The 19613-nt window shown below is 69.1% G+C and carries 16 protein-coding genes; 8 read left to right on the forward strand and 8 right to left on the reverse strand.

The window, feature by feature from the left end; all coding sequences use genetic code 11:
• Positions 1-14: 14 nt before the first annotated feature.
• From ACIBN2_RS37065 to ACIBN2_RS37080, 4 genes are read left to right on the forward strand one after another with little or no spacing between them, the layout of a single operon-like run.
• Positions 15-962 (forward strand): carbohydrate kinase family protein, encoded by a 948-nt coding sequence (locus tag ACIBN2_RS37065; protein WP_399141200.1) that lies wholly within the window; start codon positions 15-17, stop codon positions 960-962.
• A gap of 37 nt (positions 963-999) precedes the next feature.
• The gene (locus tag ACIBN2_RS37070) at positions 1000-2385 is read left to right on the forward strand and encodes an extracellular solute-binding protein (protein ID WP_399141201.1); all 1386 of its coding nucleotides are present in this window, start codon (positions 1000-1002) and stop codon (positions 2383-2385) included.
• 8 nt (positions 2386-2393) lie between these two features.
• Positions 2394-3341, forward strand: coding sequence for a carbohydrate ABC transporter permease (locus ACIBN2_RS37075; protein ID WP_399141203.1), 948 nt, complete (start codon positions 2394-2396; stop codon positions 3339-3341).
• Positions 3338-4159 (forward strand): carbohydrate ABC transporter permease, encoded by an 822-nt coding sequence (locus ACIBN2_RS37080; protein WP_399141205.1) that lies wholly within the window; start codon positions 3338-3340, stop codon positions 4157-4159. The genes ACIBN2_RS37075 and ACIBN2_RS37080 overlap by 4 nt, the downstream gene beginning before the upstream one ends.
• A gap of 72 nt (positions 4160-4231) precedes the next feature.
• On the opposite strand, the gene ACIBN2_RS37085 is transcribed toward ACIBN2_RS37080, so the two are convergent.
• The 5 genes from ACIBN2_RS37085 to ACIBN2_RS37105 form a co-directional block, all read right to left on the reverse strand.
• Positions 4232-5968, reverse strand: coding sequence for an amylo-alpha-1,6-glucosidase (locus ACIBN2_RS37085; RefSeq protein ID WP_399141206.1), 1737 nt, complete (start codon positions 5966-5968; stop codon positions 4232-4234).
• Between the two features lie 76 nt (positions 5969-6044).
• Entirely contained in the window at positions 6045-6806 is a 762-nt protein-coding gene (locus ACIBN2_RS37090) for a carbohydrate ABC transporter permease (protein WP_399141208.1), read from the reverse strand.
• Positions 6807-6919: 113 nt separating this feature from the next.
• The gene (locus ACIBN2_RS37095; RefSeq protein ID WP_399141209.1) at positions 6920-7903 is read right to left on the reverse strand and encodes a carbohydrate ABC transporter permease; all 984 of its coding nucleotides are present in this window, start codon (positions 7901-7903) and stop codon (positions 6920-6922) included.
• A gap of 10 nt (positions 7904-7913) precedes the next feature.
• Positions 7914-9161: an extracellular solute-binding protein gene (locus tag ACIBN2_RS37100; protein ID WP_399141211.1), complete on the reverse strand. Its 1248-nt coding sequence runs from the start codon at positions 9159-9161 to the stop codon at positions 7914-7916.
• Between the two features lie 227 nt (positions 9162-9388).
• Positions 9389-10411, reverse strand: coding sequence for a LacI family DNA-binding transcriptional regulator (locus tag ACIBN2_RS37105; RefSeq protein ID WP_399141213.1), 1023 nt, complete (start codon positions 10409-10411; stop codon positions 9389-9391).
• A gap of 418 nt (positions 10412-10829) precedes the next feature.
• Here ACIBN2_RS37105 and ACIBN2_RS37110 point away from each other — a divergent pair, with 418 nt between their 5' ends.
• The gene (locus ACIBN2_RS37110; protein ID WP_399141214.1) at positions 10830-14489 is read left to right on the forward strand and encodes a LamG-like jellyroll fold domain-containing protein; all 3660 of its coding nucleotides are present in this window, start codon (positions 10830-10832) and stop codon (positions 14487-14489) included.
• Between the two features lie 128 nt (positions 14490-14617).
• Here the strand turns inward: ACIBN2_RS37110 and ACIBN2_RS37115 are convergent, their stop codons facing one another.
• Positions 14618-15730 (reverse strand): Gfo/Idh/MocA family protein, encoded by a 1113-nt coding sequence (locus ACIBN2_RS37115; RefSeq protein ID WP_399141216.1) that lies wholly within the window; start codon positions 15728-15730, stop codon positions 14618-14620.
• A gap of 155 nt (positions 15731-15885) precedes the next feature.
• Between ACIBN2_RS37115 and ACIBN2_RS37120 the strand changes: the two genes are divergently transcribed.
• Genes ACIBN2_RS37120 through ACIBN2_RS37130 form a run of 3 tightly spaced genes read left to right on the forward strand, consistent with a single transcriptional unit; the run spans position 15886 to position 17437 of the window.
• Positions 15886-16347, forward strand: a complete 462-nt coding sequence (locus tag ACIBN2_RS37120) for a MerR family transcriptional regulator (protein WP_399141218.1) — start codon at positions 15886-15888, stop codon at positions 16345-16347.
• 5 nt (positions 16348-16352) lie between these two features.
• Positions 16353-16769 carry an NAD-dependent epimerase/dehydratase family protein gene (locus tag ACIBN2_RS37125; protein WP_399141220.1) on the forward strand — a complete coding sequence of 139 codons (417 nt, stop codon included), beginning with the start codon at positions 16353-16355 and terminating at the stop codon, positions 16767-16769.
• Positions 16769-17437, forward strand: a complete 669-nt coding sequence (locus ACIBN2_RS37130) for an NAD-dependent epimerase/dehydratase family protein (protein ID WP_399141222.1) — start codon at positions 16769-16771, stop codon at positions 17435-17437. Before ACIBN2_RS37125 ends, ACIBN2_RS37130 begins: the two co-directional genes overlap by 1 nt.
• Positions 17438-17772: 335 nt before the next feature.
• On the opposite strand, the gene ACIBN2_RS37135 is transcribed toward ACIBN2_RS37130, so the two are convergent.
• Positions 17773-18534 (reverse strand): PIG-L deacetylase family protein, encoded by a 762-nt coding sequence (locus ACIBN2_RS37135; RefSeq protein WP_399141224.1) that lies wholly within the window; start codon positions 18532-18534, stop codon positions 17773-17775.
• A 205-nt stretch (positions 18535-18739) separates the two neighbouring features.
• Positions 18740-19516, reverse strand: coding sequence for an alpha/beta fold hydrolase (locus ACIBN2_RS37140; RefSeq protein ID WP_399141226.1), 777 nt, complete (start codon positions 19514-19516; stop codon positions 18740-18742).
• Positions 19517-19613: the final 97 nt, after the last annotated feature.

The following is a 19613-nucleotide window of genomic DNA, read 5'->3' on the forward strand; positions in this document are numbered from 1 at the left end:
GGAGGCGGACCCCCGTGCTCGATGTGCTCTTCGCCGGACAGGTCTTCTGCGACCTGGTCTTCGGCGGTATCCCCCACCTGCCCACGCCCGGCGGAGAGGTCTACGCGGACCGCTTCGCCGTCGCGGCCGGGGGGACCGCCACCCGCGCCGTCGCCGCCGCTCGGCTGGGACTGAACACCGGCCTGTTCGGCGTGATCGGCACCGACATGTTCGGCGAACACCTCGCCGGCCGGCTCGGCACGGAGGAGAACCTGGACCTCACCTGGCTACGCCGCGACCCCGCCGTGCACACCCCTCTGACGGTCGCGGTGACCCACGAGCACGAACGGTCCTTCCTCACCTACGAGGAGGAGGGCGCCCGCCGGCCCGAGACCTGGGAGGACGAGCAGCCCGACGCGCGCTTCCTGCAACTCGGCATCGCCGGACCGCTGCCCGAATGGGCGGCCGAGTTCCGGGCCCGCGGCAGCCGGGTCGTGGGTGGCGTCGCCTGGGATCCCACCGGGCGCTGGTCACCCGACGTGCTCGACCGCCTCGGCGAGATCGACGTGTTCGTCTGCAACGCGGTGGAGGCGACGAGCTACACCCGTACCGACACGGTCGAGGAGGCCGTCAAGGTGCTCGCCGACCTGGTGCCCGACGTCGTCGTGACCGACGGCCCGCGCGGCGCGGTCGGCGTCGACGGCGCCACCGGCGAACTGGTCCGTGCCCCCGTGCCCCGGGTGCCGGCCATCGACCCCACCGGGGCCGGCGACGTGTTCACGGCCTCCCTGATCACGGGCCTCGCGCACGACTGGCCGCTCGGCACCCGGCTCCGCGTCGCCGGGACGTGCGCCGCCCTGTCGGTTCGGAGTCTGGGCGGCGCGAGCAGCGCACCGCGCTGGGACGCCGTCGCCGACTTCATGTCACGTATCCCCGGCACGCCGAACGAGGACCTGGCCCGCGTCCGCACCGTCATGCCCTAGCCGCTCCCCGCTCCACCAGCTCCAGGAGGACGACCCCATGACCGAGAGAACCGCACGGCGTTCGCCCCGGCGCCTGATCGCCGCCGCCGCGCTCACCACCGGCGTCCTGACCGGCATCGCCGCCTGCGCCCCCGGCCCGAGCAACGGCTCGTCCGCCGACAGCACCAAGAGCGCGGGCCCGGTCTCCACCGACCCCGCCAACGCGGGCAAGGTCACTCTCACCGAGTGGGACCAGAACACCGACCCGGGCACCAACGCCTCCAGCGAGGAGCTGAACAAGGCGTTCATGAAGAAGTACCCGAACGTCACCATCAAGCGGGTCTCCCGGTCCTTCTCCGATCTCAAGACCACCCTGAAGCTGGCCCTGTCCTCGTCCAACCCGCCCGACGTCGTCCAGGCCAACCAGGGCTACCCGGACATGGGTGCCTTCGTGAAGGCCCGTCTCCTCCAGCCGGTGGACAGCTACGCCAAGGCCTACGGCTGGGACACCGCCTTCCCCTCCCAGCTGCTCGACCTCAACCGCTTCACCTCCGACGGCAAGACCTGGAAGACCGGCAACCTGTACGGCGTCTCCCAGACCGGCGAGATCGTCGGCATCTACTACAACAAGGCCAAGCTCAAGTCCCTCGGCCTGTCCGCCCCCACCACCCTCGCCGCCTTCGAGACGGCACTCGCCAAGGCCAAGTCCTCGGGCGTGCAGCCCATTTCGTACGGCGACGCCGACAAGAGCCCCGGCATCCACCTCTTCGGCGTCGTCCAGGCCGCCACCGCCGGCAAAGAGGGGGTCCGCAAGCTCGTCTTCAACGAGGGCGGCGCGAAGTGGACCGACCCCGGCAGCCTCAAGGCCGCTACCACGCTGCGCAGTTGGGCCGACAAGGGCTACCTCGGCTCCGGCTTCAACGGCGAGAGCAAGGACCAGGCCGTCGCCGCGTTCGCCGCGGGCAAGTCGCTCTTCCTGGTCGACGGCACCTGGCAGGCGGCCGTACTCGAACCGAAGATGAAGACCGGCGTCGGCTTCACCGCGCTCAGCCCCGCCGCCGGGCAGCCCCCGCTCACCCAGGGAGGCGAGGGACTCGCCTGGGCCGTGACCTCCAAGTCCAAGCACCCGGACGTGGCCGCCGCGTACATCAACTTCCTCGTCGACAACAACGGCATGAAGGCCTCCGCCGACCACGGCAACCTGCCCGCCCTGCCGCCCGCCGACTACAAGCCCGCCCCGGGCACCCTCGACGCCGGCATCCTCGACCAGTGGAAGGCGGTCAGCGAGAAGGACGGCCTGCTGCCCTACCTCGATTACACGACGCCGACGTTCTACGACACACTCACCGCCGCCGTGCAGGAGTTGACGGCAGGCCAGCTCTCCCCCAAGGCCTTCGGTGACCAACTCCAGTCCGACTACTCCTCGTTCCAGCGCAGCAGGTAGGCCGCTCCATGGCTGTCACCGCATCCCGTCCGACGGCTCGCAAGCGCCGGTCCGACGCCCCCAGCGGGCGAACGGCCCGGCCCCGCAGCCGAGTCCAGTGGAAGGGCTACCTCTACGCCCTTCCCGCCCTGGCCGTCCTCACGGCCTTCCTGCTGATACCGCTGGGCCAGCTGGTCCAGATCTCCCTCTACCACTGGGACGGTGTGTCCGCCTCCACATGGGCCGGTCTCACCAACTACACCGAGATCGCCCGCGATCCGCAGCTGCGCGCCGGCTTCGTGCACTCCTTCGTCCTCATCCTCTTCTTCGCGGTCGTCCCCATCGTGCTCGCCCTGCTGCTGGCCGCCGTCACCACCCGCGCCTCCAGACTCCGCGGCGTCTCGGTCTTCCGTGCGCTGATCTTCCTGCCGCAGGTGATCGCCATGGTGGTCACCGCCACCGCCTGGACGGCGATCTACGCCCCCGACGGTGTCCTCAACACCGCACTGCGCGCGATCGGCCTCGAAGCGGTCACCCGCCCCTGGCTCGGCGACTTCTCCACCGCCCTGCCCTCGGTGGGACTCATCGGCACCTGGCTGGAGATCGGCCTGTGTCTGGTGCTGTTCATCGCGGGCATCGGCCAGATCCCGGCAGAGCTGTACGAGTCGGCCAAGCTCGACGGTGCGGGCGTGGTCCGGGAGTTCTTCGCCGTCACCCTGCCCGGACTGCGCGGCCAGATCACCGTCGCCCTCACACTCACCGTGATCGCCGCCCTGAAAACCTTCGACCTGGTCTACGTAGCCACGCACGGCGGCCCCGGCAACGCCACCAGCCTGCCCTCCTTCGAGGTCTACAACCGCGCCTTCGGCACGGGCCAGGTCGGCTCGGCCTGCGCCATCGCCGTCGTACTGACCGCGGTGATCCTGCTCCTCACCTTCCTGATCACCAAGCTCCAGACCGAGGAGGACGGGACATGATCTCCCGTCGCGAACGCGCGCTCAACTACGCGATCCTGACCGCCTTCGCCGCGCTGGCGCTGGTGCCCCTGCTCGGCGTGGTGGCATCCGCGCTCACCCCCGCTGCGCAAGCGTCCCCGTCCTTCACCTGGCCGCACGGCATCGACCTCGGCAACTTCACCATCGCCTGGCACCAGGGCCATTTCGCCACCTACCTGGGCTCCAGCGTGCTGGTCGCAGTGTCCGTCGTCCTGCTCACCGCCGTCCTGTCGATCCTGGCCGGCTTCTCCTTCGCCCACTTCGACTACCCGGGCCGCTCGTTCCTCTTCTATGTCACCCTCGTCGGGCTGATGGTGCCGCCCGAGGCCTTCGTCATCCCGCTCTACTTCAACCTGCGGGGCGCCGGACTCAGCGACTCCTACTGGGCGTTGATCCTGCCGCAGACCGCCCAGTCGCTCGCTTTCAGCGTCTTCTGGATGCGCAACTTCTTCCGCTCGGTGCCGGTCAGCATCATCGAGGCGGCGCGACTGGACGGGGCATCGGACTGGCGGTTGCTGTGGCGGATCCTGGTGCCCACCAGCCGCCCCGCGCTGCTGACGATGGCGATGCTGGTGTTCATGTGGACCTGGAACGAGTTCCTCCTTCCGCTCGTCATGATCACCGACGAGAACAAGCGCACCGCACCCCTGGGCCTGGCGTTCTTCCAGAGCGAGCACACCACGCAATACTCCCTGCTGGCAGCCGCCTCCATCATCGTCGCCCTGCCGGTCGTCGCCCTGTACGTATTCCTCCAGCGCCACTTCATCTCCGGCATGCTCTCCGGCGCCGTCAAGGGATGAGCGGGACAGACCACTCTCACCCGAGGCGCCGGTAATGTTGTAGCGTTCCCCTCTTCTCCTGTGCGTACGACGTCAGTGGCCGTCTCGGTGTACGTGTTCTTCGGCGAGGAGGAGGTAGCTGGCGGCGGTCCACGTGTAGGCACGGTCGCGCAGGCCGGTTCCGGTGAGAGCGTCGAAGTTCTCGGCGAAACCGTGGGTTTCGCACAGGACGCGGAAGCGGGCGCTGATGTCGTCGGCGAGCCGGTGGTGGCCGGCGCGGCGCAGGCCGTCCTCGACAAGGACGGTGGCGGGGGCCCAGATCGGTCCGCGCCAGTAACCGTCGGCGAGATAGTGCGGCGAGCTGGTCAGCTCTGTGGACAGGCCGTACGGCGTCAGATGGGCCTTGATGCGGTCGGCAAGCGTGCTGCCGATCTCGTCGGGCAGGTGTTCGCCCAGCACGATGGGCATCAGGTCGAGGAGACCGGCGCTGCTCCAGGTGTCGCCGGTGGCGACTCCCCGGGTGACGAACCGGTCGCCGGTCCAGAGTTCGTCGAGCAGCGCCGACTGCGTCTCTTCGGCTGCGGACGTCCATCGGCGCGCCGCGTCGGTCCTGCCCAGCTCCGTTGCCAGATCTGCGAGTTCACGCATCTGGAGGACGAGGAAGGCGGCCAGGTCGGCGGTGACGGCCACCCGCTCGGGGTCGAAGGTGGTGGCGTTGTCCCAGCCGCTGTCGTTGCCGTGCTGGTAGTAGGGCAGTCGGGCCCCAGGGGCACGCCGTGCCTTGAGCCAGAAGTCGGTCCAGCGCTCCAGTCGCTCGTACGCCTCCGCCAGTTGCGCCCGGTCTGGGCGCGTCGGCAGCCGGCGGCGCAGGCGGCCGAAGGCCCAGCCGTGGATGGGCGGCTTGACGAAGTTGTGCAGGACCTCGGAGTGCGTGACCGAGTCCGGCAGGGCGCCGCCTGCGTCCTGGTGGTCGAAGGGCAGCGCGAACTGATCCCATGCCAGCTCTGGACAACCGGGCGCCAGCGTAAGGGCGTTGAAGCAGTGGTCCCAGCTCCAGACCTTGTCCATCCAGTGCTTGGACATCAGTACGGCGGGCCGGGTGACGAAACCCGCCGGCCGGACGGTCGCCGACCAGACGACATAGGCGGCGAGTTCGGCCGCCGGTGTCACCGACGAGCGCCACGAGGCGACCGCATCGACGAAGGCGGCGAACCTACGTTGGGTGGCCTCCACGACCTCGCCGAAGGCCACGCGGCCACGGTAGGGCGGGCGGGCGGTCTCGAGTTCCTCGATCGCGATCTCCCAGGCTCCGTCCTCCTGCGCGTGCACCGTGACACCACGGTCGCCGCTGCCCAGGGCCTGGATTCCGGCCGCGTCGGCGATGGTGCCGGAAAGCATGGTGACGCGGTAGCGGCGTCCGGTCTCGTACGAGGTGAATACGTGTGCGTCCGCCGCCGGGTCGTGGAAGAAGTACGTTCCGCTGAAGGGGGTCAGGCTCTGCGCGGCGGCGAAGACGCCGAATCCCAGACCGCTTCCCCTCACGCGTACGGTGTCCGGCCCCTCGTAGGCGAGGTCGATGTGCCCGCCCTCGCCGATCCAGCTGAGCATGCCGGGTCTCGCCTCGATCCGGGTCCCGGCGCGGGCACCCGTCGCGAGGTCGCGGGGGACCAGGCGCAGGACGCCGTGTATGCCGTTCTGGTGCGAGACGAGGTGCAGGTCGTCGGCGTACGTCTGCTCCGCCACCACGGGCGAGATGTCGAGCCAGGATCCGTACGTGCTGAAGGGGATGTCGTGGACGGAGAAGGCCGGGCCGGACGGGGCGGCGGTCATGATGGCGTGACTCGTTTCTGGGGCAGGGGCAGCGGCCGACCGTCAACTGAGCGGTCGTCGTGGCGTGTTGGGGGTCTCAGTCCTTGACGGCTCCGGCGGTCACGCCGGCGGCGACGTACCGCTGGGCGAGGACGAGGATCACCGTGGCCGGCAGGGAGGCCACGACGGCGGTGGCCATGATGGCGTTCCACTGCTGGTTGTTGTTGCCGATGTAGTGGTAGATGCCGAGGGTGATCGGCTCCTGGGCGCCGCCGTTGACGAGGGTGCTGGCGAAGATGAAGTCGGACCAGGACCACAGGAAGGCGAAAAGGGACACCGTGACGACGGCGTTGCGGCTGACGGGCAGGACGATGGACCAGAAGGTGCGCAGCGGTCCGGCGCCGTCGGTGGTCGCGGCCTGGAGGAGTTCGCCGGGGATGCCGGACATGAATGCGGTGAAGATGAGGACGCCGAAGGGGACGGCCAGGGTGGAGTCGGCGACGATCAGCCCGGGGACGGACTGGAGCAGGCCGAGTTGGAGGTAGATGGCGTAGAAGCCCATCGCCATGATGATGCCGGGGATCATCTGGGCTGCCAGCAGAACGAAGTTGAGGATGCCGCCGCCACGCGGGCGCAGTTTGGCCAGGGCGTAGCCGGCGGGTGCGGACAGGGCGACGGTCAGGACCACGGTGCCCAGGCCGATGACGAGGCTGGTGCCGAGGTAGGGCAACTGCTCGTCGAGAACGGTGCGGTAGCCGGCCAGGGTGCCGTGCATCGGCAGCAGGTCCGGCGGACTCTTGCGCATGTCCTGGTCGCGGGTGAGGGAGACGTTGAGCATCCAGTAGGCCGGGAAAAGCATGATCCCCGTCAGTACGACACCGATCGCGGTCTTCGCCCAGGTCCGCCCACGGATTCCGCTTCGGCTTCGGCTTCGGCTTCGGCTTCGGCTTCGGCTTCGGCTTCGGCTTCGGCTCATGACAGCGCCTGCTTTCTCTGCACCCGGACGTAGACAAGGCCGAAGACCAGTGCGGCGACCACGAGCAGGTTGCCGACGGCCGCGCCGGGGCCGAAGGCCGGCAGGAGGTTGCCGAAGCCGAGCTGGTACGACCAAGTGGCGAACGTGGTGGAAGAGTCTGCGGGACCACCCTTGGTCATGATCCAGATGATGTCGAAGACCTTGAGGGTGTAGATCAGCCCCAGGAGCAGGGTGATGGCGGAGACCGGGCGCAGCAGCGGGAAGGTGACGCGCCAGAACCGCTGCCAGGTGTTCGCCCCGTCGATGGCGGCGGCCTCGTAGAGGCTCGCGGGGATGGACTGCAGGCCGCTGTGGAGCACGACCAGGTTGAACGGGACGCCGATCCAGATGTTCGCGATGATCACTGATGTCAGCGACCAGGACGGCGAGGTCAGCCAGTTCACCGGGCCGATACCGAGGGCGTGCAGAGCGGCGTTGACGACTCCCGACTCACTGTTGAGCATCCACGACCAGGTGGAGGCCGACACGATCAGCGGCAGCAACCAGGGCACCAGGAACAGCGCGCGGAGGGTGGCCGACAGCCGGAAGTTCTGGTGGAAGAAGACCGCGAGGGCGAGCCCGATGGCGTACTGGAAGACCAGGCACACGGCGGTGAACACGGCGGTGTGCAGGAGGGCCGGGGCGAAGAGCGGATCGTCGAAGACTTTGCGGTAGTTCGCCAGGCCCGTGAACGGGGCGTCACCCTGGACGAAGGAACGGACGGTGTAGTTGCGCAGGCTCAGATCGATGTTGCGGTACAGCGGGTAGGCATAGAAGAGGGCCAGGTAGACGGTCACCGGGGCGAGGAAGGCCCAGGCGGCCCACCGCGTGGAGGGGGGCCGGCGGAGTTTCCCGCCGCGGTCCGGGGGTGAGACGGCGGGTGCCGCCCCGTTCCGCACATCCGCGGTCCTGTGGTCCGGTGGATGGGTGGTCTGCTTCATAGGGCTCACGTCACTTGGCCGCGGCCTGCGCCGAACTGAGCGCGTCCTTGGGCGACTTGGACCCGCTGAGGGCTGACTGGACGGCCTTCCACATCTGCTCGGAGATCTTGGGGTACTTGGTGCCGAGATCGTCACTGGTGCGGCCCCTGGCCGCCTTGACCGCGTCGACCCACGGCTTCAACTCGGCGTTCGCAGCCACCTGCTTGCCCTGGACCTCGCTGGTGGGGGCAACGTAGGACAGGGTGGTGTCGGTGTCGTAGAGGTTGCCGGTGCTGGTCAGACAGGTCGCCAGCTTCTGGGAGGTGGCGTAGCGGCCGGTGTCCTTCTGGACCGGGAGGGTGACGAACTCGCCGCCGGTCGGCGCCGCCGCTTTGCCGCCCGCGGCGGCCGGGATGGGAAGCACCCCGTAGTCGAAGCCGGCCTTCTTGGCGCCTGCGAGCTGCCAGGTGCCGTTCTCACTGAACCCGTAGTCTCCGCTGGCGAACTCCTGCCAGCTGGTCGTCTGGGTGTTGTTGAGGACCGAGTTCGGGGCGTAGCCCTGATTCAGCCAGTCCTTCCACAAGGTCAGCGCCGACACGGCCTGGGAGGAGTCCAGTTCGGTCAGCTTGGCGCCCGAGCCCCAGAACCACGGCAGGAACTGGAAACTGCCCTCCTCCGTGCCGATCGCAGAGAAGGTGATTCCCTTCTTTCCGGCCTTCTTGACCTTTGCCAGCGCCGCCGTCAGCGACGTCCAGTCCGTGACCGAGGCGATGTCGACGCCGGCGTTCTTCAGCACCTCCTTGTTGTAGTACAGGGCCAGGGTGTTGGCGCCGATCGGTGTGCCGTAGGTCTTGCCGCCCGACTGGCCGGCAGCGAGCAGGTTGGGGTCCACCTTCGAGGTGTCCAGCTTGTTGTCGTCGGTCGTGGTGAGCACCCCCGCGTCGGCCAGGGTCGACACCACCGGGTTGTCGACGATGAGGACGTCCGGCGAGTTGCCCTGCTGCGCCGCCAGCAGCGTCTTGTTGCCCAGGTCGCTCGTGTCGAAGGCGGTCCGCTTGATCTTCACTCCGGCCTTGGCGGCGCACCGGTCCAGCAGCTTCGCCCAGGGCGAGCCCTTCTCGAACTGCGGGTACGGGTCCCAGAGGGTGTACGTGCCGCTGCCGGCGCCCTTGGTGTCGGCGCTGCCGGAGCCGGAGGAACAGGCGGTGACGGTGACGGCCACGGTGAGGGCGGTCACGGCCGCGGTGGTCAGACGGCGCTGTCTGGGGGTGCTGTTCATCGCGAGGGTCCTTTGCTTTGGCCATGCGGGTGCCGAGGGCACGGGGTCGTGAGGACACGGGGTCGTGAGGACACGGGGTCGTGAGGACACGGGTCGTGAGGACACGGGTCGTGAGGGCACGGGTCGTGAGGGCACGAAGGGCAGCGCGAACGCCGCTGTCGGGCGGTTCAGGCGTCGGGTGGGACGAAAATCCTGCGCGGGGCGTGCGGAGGGGTGCGGAACAGTGCTCAGAGTGCCGTTCTGGCTCCGGCCGGCCCGGTGCTGGCCCGCAGGGAGATCGGCGGGGCGAGGAGATGGTGCCGGGGCGGTGCGTCTGGATGGTCGAGCCGCTCCACCAGCAGGTCGACGGCGCGCTGCCCCATCTCCTCCGCCGGTACGTCGGCCGCGGTGAGCTGCGGAGTCACCGCCTCCGCCCAGCGGCCGGCCACGACTCCGGTGACGGAGAAGTCGCGCGGCACATGGCGGCCCGCCTGGGCGAGGCCTCGGAACAGGCCGCCCAGAGCGGCCTCGTTCAGCGTGACCAGGGCGGTGGTGGCCGGGTCGTCGTACAGGATCTGTTCCAGGCATGCCTGGCCAGACGCCGCGTCGTCCCCGCAGCAGTAGGCGCGCACGGTCAGCCCGCGCTCGGCCGCGGCCTTGGTGAAGCCGTCCAGGCCGCGGTGCGCGGATTCGTACCCCGCCCGCAGCAGTTGCTCGGGGCGGTTGACGAAGGCGACCCGGCGGTGACCGAGGTCCGCCAGGTGGTGGACGCACGCCGCCGCCAGCGCGGTGTGGTCCAGGCCGACCCACCAGCCACGTTCGGGGTGGGCGGTGCGGCCGATGGCGACGGAGGGGAAGTCCAGCGCGGCCAGGTGATCGACCCGGTCGTCCTCAAGCTTGATCTCCATCAGGATCACGCCGTCGACCCGCCGCTCCCCCAGCAGCCGCTGGAACGAACGGTCGCTGTCCACACCGCTGGGCGACAGCAGTACGTCGTAGTCGCAGGCCGCGGCGGCTTCCACCACGCTGCCGATGAAGTCGAGCTGCATGCCGGTGTAGTGGTTGCCGGCGGGCGGGAACGCCAGGCCGATCGTGTTGGTCCGGCCGTTGGCCAGGGCGCGGGCACTGGCGTTGGGGCGGTAGCCCAGCTCATCGATGACCTGCTGGATCTTCCGGCGGGTGTCGTCCGAGACCGGCCGCTTGCCGCTCAGCGCATAGGACACGGTGCTCCGCGAGACACCGGACCGCCGGGCGATCTCACCGATGTTCACGAGTGGCTCCTTGCTCGAACCGGTTCGACTCCTCGGTTGAGAGAGTACTCGCCGGCCTTGAGGGGGTGGGGTCTGACTCCGGGCGAGAGCCGGTCGTCGAACCGGTTCGCGTGATGTGAAGGTAGGAACACCCCGGGGGGCCTGTCAACACCTTCGACCGCACATTCACGCCCATCAGAAGGCCCGATTTTATTGGGGTCGGGGGGATTGCTGCCCAGGATTCGCGGTGCTAGCTTCCCCGAACCGGTTCGATGAATTGATCCCTCCGAGGCCGTGGACACCCCGCCCACAATCTTCCGGAAAACCCGGGGCCGTTGTACCGGCGCCCGGAAGACCTCCCCCGTCTCCATGCCGCATGTGATCGAACCGGTTCGATACGGTTCGATACGCCGACGTTCAAGGATTGAGGACGCAATCCATGCCATCCGCTGACAGATCGGCCCGGCGCCGGGCCCCGGCCGCCATGGCGCTGGCCCTCGGCGCGGGCCTCCTCGCCGCACCGGCAGTCCCCGCCCAGGCGGCCGATACGCCCCAACCCACCGCCCACTACACCTTCGACCAGGACGACCTCGCCTCCGGCGACATCACCGACAGCTCCGGCAACGGCCTGACCGCGACCCTGGTCAACGGCTCCACCGCCCAGTCCGTCGCCGGCGCGGACGGCGGCAAGGCACTGTCCCTGCCCGGCGGAGCATCCACCTCCGACGGCGCCTACGTCCGCCTGCCCCGCGAAGTGCTCGGCGAAGCAAGCGACCTGACCGTCTCGGCCCGCGTGAAGTGGAGCGATGACAAGTCGTCCTGGCAACGGATCTTCGACCTGGGCACCGACACCACCAAGTACCTGTTCACGACGCCGTACAACGGCAGCGTGCTGCGCACCGCCGTGACCACCGGCGGAGGAGGCGCGGAGGCACAGGTCTCGGGCTACGCACCGCTCCCCGCCGACGCCTGGCGGACCGTCACCGTCACACTCGACACCGCTGCTCACCGGGTCACCACCTACCTCGACGGCGTCGCCGTGTCGTCGGCCACCACGACGGTCAAGGCCAGGGATCTGCTGGGCAGTTCGGCCACGGCCGCCGGCTACATCGGCAAGTCCTTCTACCCGGACCCGTTGCTCAAGGGCGCGATCGACGACTTCACGGTCTGGCACGCCGCGCTCACCCCTGAGCAGGTCGCCGGCACGGTCGCGGACGTTCCCTCACTCCAGCAGCTCTCGCAGACGGCCTTCGAGGTCCGTACGACGAGCGGAACCGCCCCCTCCCTCCCCTTTGCGGTTCGCTCCTCCTTCTCCGACGGCTACGACCGCGACACACCGATCACCTGGGCCGCCGTACCTGCCGAGAAGTACGCCCGGCCGGGGACGTTCACCGTGGCCGGAACCGCGGCCGGGCGTGCGGTGAACGCGACCGTCACCGTGGTCCGCGAGGGAGCACTGACCGTCGACCTCGGCTCGGACACCGGCGCCTTCCACGGCGGCGCCTCCGGCACCCTGTACGGCGTGTACGGACCGGACGTCCCCACCAACAACCTCATTGAGGGCATGGGCCTGCGCACGGTCTCCACCAAGGCACAGGACGGACCACAGCATCCGGGCGCAGACGCGCTGGACGTGGTCAAACCGCTGGCCGACTCCACCGACGGCGACGTCTACATCTACATGACCGACATCCACCGCGGCTTCCCGTACGAGTGGCCCGGCGACACCCCCGCCGAGAAACTCAAGCTCTACGAGGAGAAGATCACCAAGCAGGTCGACCAGGTGCTGCGGCTGCCGAAGCAGTACCAGGACAACATCGTCTTCGTGCCGTTCAACGAGCCCGAGGGCAACATGTTCGGCACCGGCCCATGGAGCTACAACAAGGTCAGCTGGCTGAGCGACCCCAAGGACTACTTCGCCGCATGGGACGAGGTCTACCGGCTCATCAAGGGCGAGATGCCCGGCGCCCGCATCGCCGGCCCCAACACCAGCATCCTGTACGACCAGGTGAAGGGCTTCCTCACCCACACGCTGGCCGCCGGCACCCTCCCCGACGTCATCACCTGGCACGAGCTGAGCCACCCCGAGGCGGTGCGCCAGAGCGTCGCCAAGTACCGGGCATGGGAGAAGGAGCTGTTCAAGGGCACCCGCCGCGAGGGCACCCAACTCCCCGTCAACATCAACGAGTACGCCTTCAACTACCACACCTCCGTCCCCGGCCAGATGATCCAGTGGGTGTCCGCGATCGAGGAGTCCAAGGTGGACGCCGACATCGCCTACTGGAACATCGACGGCAACCTCTCCGACTCCGCCGTGCAGTCCAACCGCGGCAACGGCCAGTGGTGGCTGCTGCATTCGTACGCCGCGATGAGCGGGCACACCGTGAAGGTGACCCCGCCGTTCCCCGGCGAGAACTACACCATGCAGGGCGTCGCCACACTCGACGACCAGAAGCAGCAGGCCCGGCTGATCTTCGGCGGGTCCGACGGCCAGGGGCACATCGCCTTCGCGGGAGTCCCCAAGAAGATCTTCGGGGACCGCGTCCACGCCTGGGTGCGCGAGATCGACTGGAGCGGGCAGGTCGGCGACAACTCCGGCCCGAAGCTGCTCACCGAGCAGAACCTGAAGGTCGGTGACGACGGCACGGTCGTCGTCGACTTCGGCGACGGCGCGCTGCCGAGGCTGAAGGAGTCCTCGGCCTACGAGATCGTCCTCAGCCCGGCCGGGAACGCGAAGGGCACCCAGGCCGCGCCCGTACGCTGGCAGGAGTCGTACGAGGCGGAGGACGCCGCCCACACCGGATCCGGCTACTCCAGGAACGGCCCCGAGGGCTCGACCAGCGACGTGTCGAAGTTCTACACCTCCGGCGGCTACGACGTAGGCGGCCTGCGCACCGGCTCGGACGTCACCCTCGACTTCAGCGTGGACGTGCCCAAGGACGGCACCTACGACCTCAGCGTCTTCGCCAACTCCCTCAACACCTACGACGAGGTGAAGGAACAGGGCCCCACCAACGTCTTCCTGCGCGTGGACGGAAAACCGGACAGCGAGCAGGAGTTGTACCTGCCGCTCGGCTACAAGTGGGTGGTGTGGGACCACACCGACACCCGCGTGCACCTCACCAAGGGCAAGCACACACTCACGCTCGCCGCGCAGAGCCTCGACGGCAAGCGCGCCACCAAGGGCGACGCCATCGTCGACCGCCTCACTCTGTCGTTGCCGGAGGCGTCGGCGGCCACCGAGGTCTACGAGGGCGAGCTGGCCTGGACCGGCGGCGGAGCGCGGCCCGTCTACGACATGCCGAAGCACGCCAGGACCCCCGCCACCGGCTCGGGCGCGGTCCGGCTCGCCAAGAACCAGACGGCCACGTTCTGGGTCTACTCCCCCACCGACCGCGAAGCCACCCTCGGGGTCGACACCCTCACAGGCACGGACGCGCGTCTCTCCGTCAACGGTCACGCCGTACTGCACGTGACCAACGGCAGGCACAAGGTGGCCGTCTCCCTCTCGGGCGGCATCAACAAGGTGACGGTAACGGGCAGTTCGGGCGCCACCCTCGTCGACAGACTGACGGTCACGCCCACCGACGGCGCCCTCAAGGCGCGTACGTACGAGGCGCAGAACGCCAAGCTCGCCGGATCGGCCACGCTGACCCCGCTGCCCCTGGCGACCGACGGTACGGCGATCACCGGCATCGGCGGTGCCCCGGGCAACGGCAACACCGCGACGTTCACGGTGGCCGCCGACACGGCCGGCCTGTACGCGCTGCGCGTCCGCTACGCCAACCCGGAGCAGTCCGAGGCCACTCACTACAACCCGGACCCGCTCGCCCGTCACGCCGACATCACCGTCAACGGCGGCCAGACACAGCGCGTCGGCTTCCCGCACAGCTTCCATCAGGACAACTTCTGGGAGCTGACCGTCCCCGTCCACCTCGAGAAGGGACACAACACGATCGCCTTCCGCTCCGAGGAGCTGCCGAACTTCGACGGCACGACCTACGCCTCGGACACCTTCCCCGGAGTGCTGCTCCGCTCCCGCTACGCGCCGCTGATCGACCGGATCACCGTCGCACCGTACGCCCGGGTGCTCCGCTGAGAGCGTGATCCCGCCCGGCAGCGACGCGAACAGCCGCCATCGCTGCCGGGCGCACTCGGCGGACCGGCATGGCAGTACGGCCGTCCGCGCCCGGTCGACACCGAGCGCGGCCGTGCGGGCCGGGCGGCTCAGCGGCCCGCCCAGGCCTCCACCGCGGTCGTCACCGGCGCCCCCGTACGCGCCGATTCCTCACAGGCCAGGGCCAGCAGATGGTCCTGGCAGCCCTCGGCCAGTGGATACGGTTCCGGGCCGGCGTCCCGCACCCAGGCGCCCGTACGGCACAGCAGATCCACGACGGCCAGGTCGTCCTCGGACAGGCTCGCGCCCAGATGGTCGTTGCGCCACACCACCCGTCCGTCGAAGGAAATGTGGTGCACCTCGGCCCCTTCGAGGTTGAGGTCTGTGCCGGTGCGGCGACGCATCAGCGTGGACTCCACGGGCGTGCGCGGATCGGCCATCCGCACCACTGTGTCGTCCACGATCTCGCCGAGGGATCCACGCACCACGATCCTGCGGGCCCGCAGCGGATTCCACCACTGGTTGTCCGTGAAGTCGTAAAGGGCCGTGCGAACCCCGCCGAAGTCCAAGAGGGCGAGGGTGGTGACGGCGTCCTTGGGCGTCAGGTCGTCCGACCAGCCCTCCGGAGACAGCGGATCGGCGAGTGGGGCGGTGAAGGCACGAGCAGTTGCCGTCGCCGGCCCGCAACCGACACCCAGTGTGTGCCGGATCAGCGACATCGCGTGATACATGTGCGTCGAGGACATCTGCACGGATGTGACGTCGCCGATCACCCCTTCTCTCACGAGAGCAAGGCGAGCGGCGTGGCCGGGCATCAGGGTGTACTGCTCCGCCACCTGCACCAATGCGCCGCCCCCGGCACGCCTCGCCGCCCCCACGGCGGCCCACAACTCCCGAAGCCCCGGCACGTCGGGCGCCGGCGGCGTCTCGGCAAGGACCGGCACCTCATGCTCGACGAGTTCCCGTACGACCAGCGGCGTGACGTCCCACGGAACCGACGGGATCACGAACTCCGGCCTGGTTGCGCACAGTTCGCCGACCGTTCGGAAGGCGGGCACACCCCACTCCGCCGCTATTCGGGCCATGCGCTCGCCGGAGCGAGTAACCACCCCGGCCACCGCCAGGCGCTCGGGCAGTGTCCTCGCCAGCCGAACGAAGAACTCCGCCCGCCAGCCACTTCCCACGATGCCGAATCGTATGGGTGCTGTGCTCACTGTCCCCACCCTTCCCCAACCGCGCCGCGAGTTTAGCCCTGGACCTCCGCCACGCCGTCGTGACAGCGCACCGTTGCCTTCCAGCGGGTTGGCACCTGGGTGGCGGCCCAGTCACGGACGAGTCAGCTTGACTTCAAGCGCTTGAAGTATCGGAGGCTGTCTGCATGGCAGGAGCGACCAGAGAACAGACCGGGGATCTGACCATCCAGCAGATGGCGCATCGATCGGGCTTCAGCGAACCCACCCTGCGCTACTACGAGAAGATCGGCCTGCTGGGAGAGGTCGCCCGGGACGAGTCCAGCGGTCATCGCCGCTACGGGCCCGCGACCGTGGACCGCGTGGAGGCATTGGCCTGCCTGCGCTCGTCGGGCATGACGGTCGGCGGGATGCGTCGCTACCTGGACCTGCTCGCCGAGGGCGATGCCGCGGCGGCCGAACAGCGGGAGCTGTTCGCCGCCCAGGCAGACAAGCTCGCCGCCGACATCCAGCAACTGCGCCTGCGCCTGACCTACCTGCGACGCAAGGCCGATCTGTGGGACGCCCGGGTCCGTGGTGACACCGAGGCCGAGAAGCAGGCGGTCGAAGACGTCATGCGCGTCATGGACCAATTCACCCTGAAGGACTGACCAAGTTGAGCACAGAAAATCTCACCGCCAGCCCTTCGGACCGCGGGACGGTGCTCGTCACAGGCGGTACGGGGTTCGTCGGCACTCACTCACTCGCCCGGCTCGTCCGCGAGGGATACCGGATCCGCGTGACGGTCCGGGAGCCCGGGCAGGAGGCGGAGGTACGGGCCGCGCTCCGACAGGCCGAGATCGGTCCCGCCGAGATCGATCCAGCCGCCGAGCGGCTGGAGTTCGTGGTGGCCGACCTCGGCGCCGACCACGGCTGGCTCGACGCCATGGACGGTGTCAGCCACGTACTGCACCACGCCTCGCCCTTCCCGCTCACTCCGCCCGAGAAGGAGGAAGACGTCATCGTCCCCGCCCGCGAGGGTGCGCTGCGCGTCCTTCCGCCGCGCGCACGGCGGGAATCCGCCGGGTCGTGATGACGTCCTCCTACGCCGCGGTCGGATACACCGCCAAGCCCGACAACCACTACTCGGAGGCGGACTGGACCGACCCGGACACCGAGGGCCTGCCCGCCTACCACAAGTCGAAGGTCCTTGCCGAACGTGCCGCTTGGGACTACGCCCGCACTCACGAGGACATCGAACTGACGGTCATCAACCCGACCGGCATCTTCGGCCCCCGACTGGGCAACCGGCCGTCCGCCTCGGTCGGCCTGGTCGAAGGCATGCTGACGGGGAAGATGCCGGTGGTGCCGGTCATGTATTTCGGCGTCGTCGACGTGCGAGACGTCGTGGACCTCCATCTGCGCGCCATGTTCCATCCGAAAGCGGCCGGCGAACGGTTCATCGCCGTCGGCGGACCGTCGATCAGCCTCTTCGGCATGGCAGAGATCCTGCGCGAGCACTTCCCCGCCGCGGCCGCGCTGCTCCCTTCCACGGAACTGACGATCGAGCAGGTACGCGAGGCCGCGAAGACCGAGCCCGCCCTGCGGGACGCCGCGGTCCTTCAGGGCAGGATTCCCGTCATCAGCAATGAAAAGGCCCGTTCGGTCCTGAGCTGGGAGCCCCGGAACGTCGCCGAGACGATCGTGGCCACCGCGGACGCCGAGATCCGGCTGGGACTCACCCTGCCCTACGGCGGCTGAGTGGCGGGGACCGCTCGGCGACTCCGGAAGGCAAGCACCGGGAATCACGATGCGCCTGCACGCACCCCGACTCGAAGCGCTGGACGGCCGCTGGGCCCCGCCTCCCGTCCGAAGGATCTGATCGACCCCTGACTAGACCGGACACAGGACCGGCGTTCCGCGCCACACCTACCTGACCTACGCCACGTCAGGGAATCCAGGCGGTCCGAGCGTCGGGTGCAGCTCGGCGGCCGTCGGTTCACCGCTCGCGCCCGGGTCGCGTCTCCGGCCGAACGTGAGCATGCCCGAACGTGAGTACGTACGAACGTGAGCACGTCCGACCGGGTGGCAGCGGGTCAGTCGTTCTCGGCTTCGGTGACGAACTCCGGTGGTGCCTGCAGGTCGTGGGCGCGGAACAGGACGGCGTGCTCGACGCCCATGGCCTTGCCGCTCATCGCGGCGAACTTCGGAATGAAGTCCTCGGGGGCGGGGTGGTCCGGGAGCGCGGCCAGATACGCGGCGTGCGCCTTCAACGAGGCGACGCCGCGGCGCAGCGGCTCACCCGTGACCTCGACGCCGTGGGTCGCGCCGGAGCCGGCGAGTCCGGGGACGATGAGCCAACGCGCGGAGTGCGGTTGAAGGCCCTCGTCGTCGACCTGCTCCGGGAAGACCCATCGGTTGCCCGCGTCGCGCACCGCGTCGAGTGTCGCGAGCCCGGCCGCGCGGTGGTCGGCCTGGTCGAAGCCGAAGGGCGTTTCGACCTCGTAGCCGGTGCCGAGTACGACGTCGGGCTTGAACCGGCGGATCTCGCGGCAGATGTCCCGGCGCAGGTCGAGGCCGTAGACGAGCACGCCGTCCGGATGTTCCAGGACGGTCAGGTGCTTGACGCCGACGATGGTGCAGGCGGCCTGCTGCTCGGCGACGCGCAGGCGTGCCGTCTCCTCGGGAGGGTTCGGCATGCCGGCCTCGCCGCGGGTGAGCAGCAGATAACCGACCTCGATCCCGCGCGCGGTCCAGCGAGCGACGGCCGCGGACGCGCCGTACTCCATGTCGTCGGGGTGCGCGACGACGCAGAGCACACGCTGGAAGGTCTCCTCGGGGAGCGCAGGCAATGTCATGCCGACCATCCTTCCGCGTTCGGAGCCCGCCGTCCGCCCTTCACAGGTGCCGATGAGCCCCGGCCGCCGCAAGAGGCCTTACCGGACACAGCGGATGAAAGTGCGGGCCGTTTACCGAGGCCGGTCCTCGGCCTGCCGCTGTCATGGAGTAGGGCGGTCGGCGGCTGATCCGGGGGAGGGTCCGTCCTTCAGGTCGTGCCTGTGGTCAGCCTGCTGGTGCGAAGGCCGTGATGGCGTCGGCGAGGGCGGCCGGAGCTTCCAGCGGGATCAGGTGACCGGTGTTCGGGATCACCATGAAGTCGGCCTGGGAGAGGTAAGGCATCAGGTTGTCGCGGAGCACGTCGACGGGCTCGACGTGGTCGTTCTCTCCGGCGACGACGAGGGCGGGAACGCGGACCATGCGAGTGTGCTCGGTGATGTCCTCCGCGATGCCGCGCAGCGGCCACTCGGTGCGGGCGGCGTCGGCGCCGGCTCGCGAATCGGCCGCGATCTGCGCCTTGATCGACGCTGGCAGCTCGGTCGCAGTGAGGATGTGGTCCCGTGCCTCGGCGACGGACTCGTCGGAGTCGTAGGCGTGGGAAAGGACTTCCTGGTACTCGGGCGTGATCTGCGCGGCGGGCCTCGCCGGACCGGAACCGACGAGGACGATCCCGCGCAGGCCGGTGGGCCGACTCGCCGCGACCATCTGCGCGACTTTGCCTCCCATCGAATGCCCGACCAGGACGTGGTCGGTGACGCCCGCGTCGGCCAGCACGGCGAGCGTGTCGTCGGCGAACCGGCGCAGCGTGTAGGGGCCGGACATGCCGCTCGACCGGCTCCACCCGCGGAAGTCCACAGCGAGCACGTCCCGGCCCATGAGCCGGTCGACGACGAGGTCCCAGGTGCGGGCGGAACCACCCCAGTAGTGCAGGAACACCAGGGTCGGTCCGGTCCCCGGCCGATGGTCGTAAGCGGGCAGTAGCGTCTGCTGCGTCGTGTTCATCGTGGCTCTCTCGGTCAGTGTTCTGTGGGCGGTTGTCCTTTGTTTTCATTGAAACTTCTCGACCCTGTCGGGGCATCGGCGTGACTGGTCACCCGAT

The organism is Streptomyces sp. NPDC050534, from assembly GCF_044457745.1.
In the GTDB taxonomy this organism is placed as follows: Bacteria; Actinomycetota; Actinomycetes; order Streptomycetales; family Streptomycetaceae; genus Streptomyces.

Bases quoted from the DNA above. Each gene is read 5' to 3' on its own strand.
- ACIBN2_RS37075 (WP_399141203.1), top strand. From the start codon at position 2,394: ATGGCTGTCACCGCATCCCGTCCGACGGCTCGCAAGCGCCGGTCCGAC.
- ACIBN2_RS37100 (WP_399141211.1), bottom strand. From the start codon at position 9,161: ATGAACAGCACCCCCAGACAGCGCCGTCTGACCACCGCGGCCGTGACC.
- ACIBN2_RS37080 (WP_399141205.1), top strand. From the start codon at position 3,338: ATGATCTCCCGTCGCGAACGCGCGCTCAACTACGCGATCCTGACCGCC.
- ACIBN2_RS37095 (WP_399141209.1), bottom strand. From the start codon at position 7,903: ATGAAGCAGACCACCCATCCACCGGACCACAGGACCGCGGATGTGCGG.
- ACIBN2_RS37140 (WP_399141226.1), bottom strand. From the start codon at position 19,516: ATGAACACGACGCAGCAGACGCTACTGCCCGCTTACGACCATCGGCCG.
- ACIBN2_RS37070 (WP_399141201.1), top strand. From the start codon at position 1,000: ATGACCGAGAGAACCGCACGGCGTTCGCCCCGGCGCCTGATCGCCGCC.
- ACIBN2_RS37090 (WP_399141208.1), bottom strand. From the start codon at position 6,806: ATGCTTTTCCCGGCCTACTGGATGCTCAACGTCTCCCTCACCCGCGAC.
- ACIBN2_RS37110 (WP_399141214.1), top strand. From the start codon at position 10,830: ATGCCATCCGCTGACAGATCGGCCCGGCGCCGGGCCCCGGCCGCCATG.
- ACIBN2_RS37135 (WP_399141224.1), bottom strand. From the start codon at position 18,534: ATGACATTGCCTGCGCTCCCCGAGGAGACCTTCCAGCGTGTGCTCTGC.
- ACIBN2_RS37130 (WP_399141222.1), top strand. From the start codon at position 16,769: ATGACGTCCTCCTACGCCGCGGTCGGATACACCGCCAAGCCCGACAAC.
- ACIBN2_RS37085 (WP_399141206.1), bottom strand. From the start codon at position 5,968: ATGACCGCCGCCCCGTCCGGCCCGGCCTTCTCCGTCCACGACATCCCC.
- ACIBN2_RS37120 (WP_399141218.1), top strand. From the start codon at position 15,886: ATGGCAGGAGCGACCAGAGAACAGACCGGGGATCTGACCATCCAGCAG.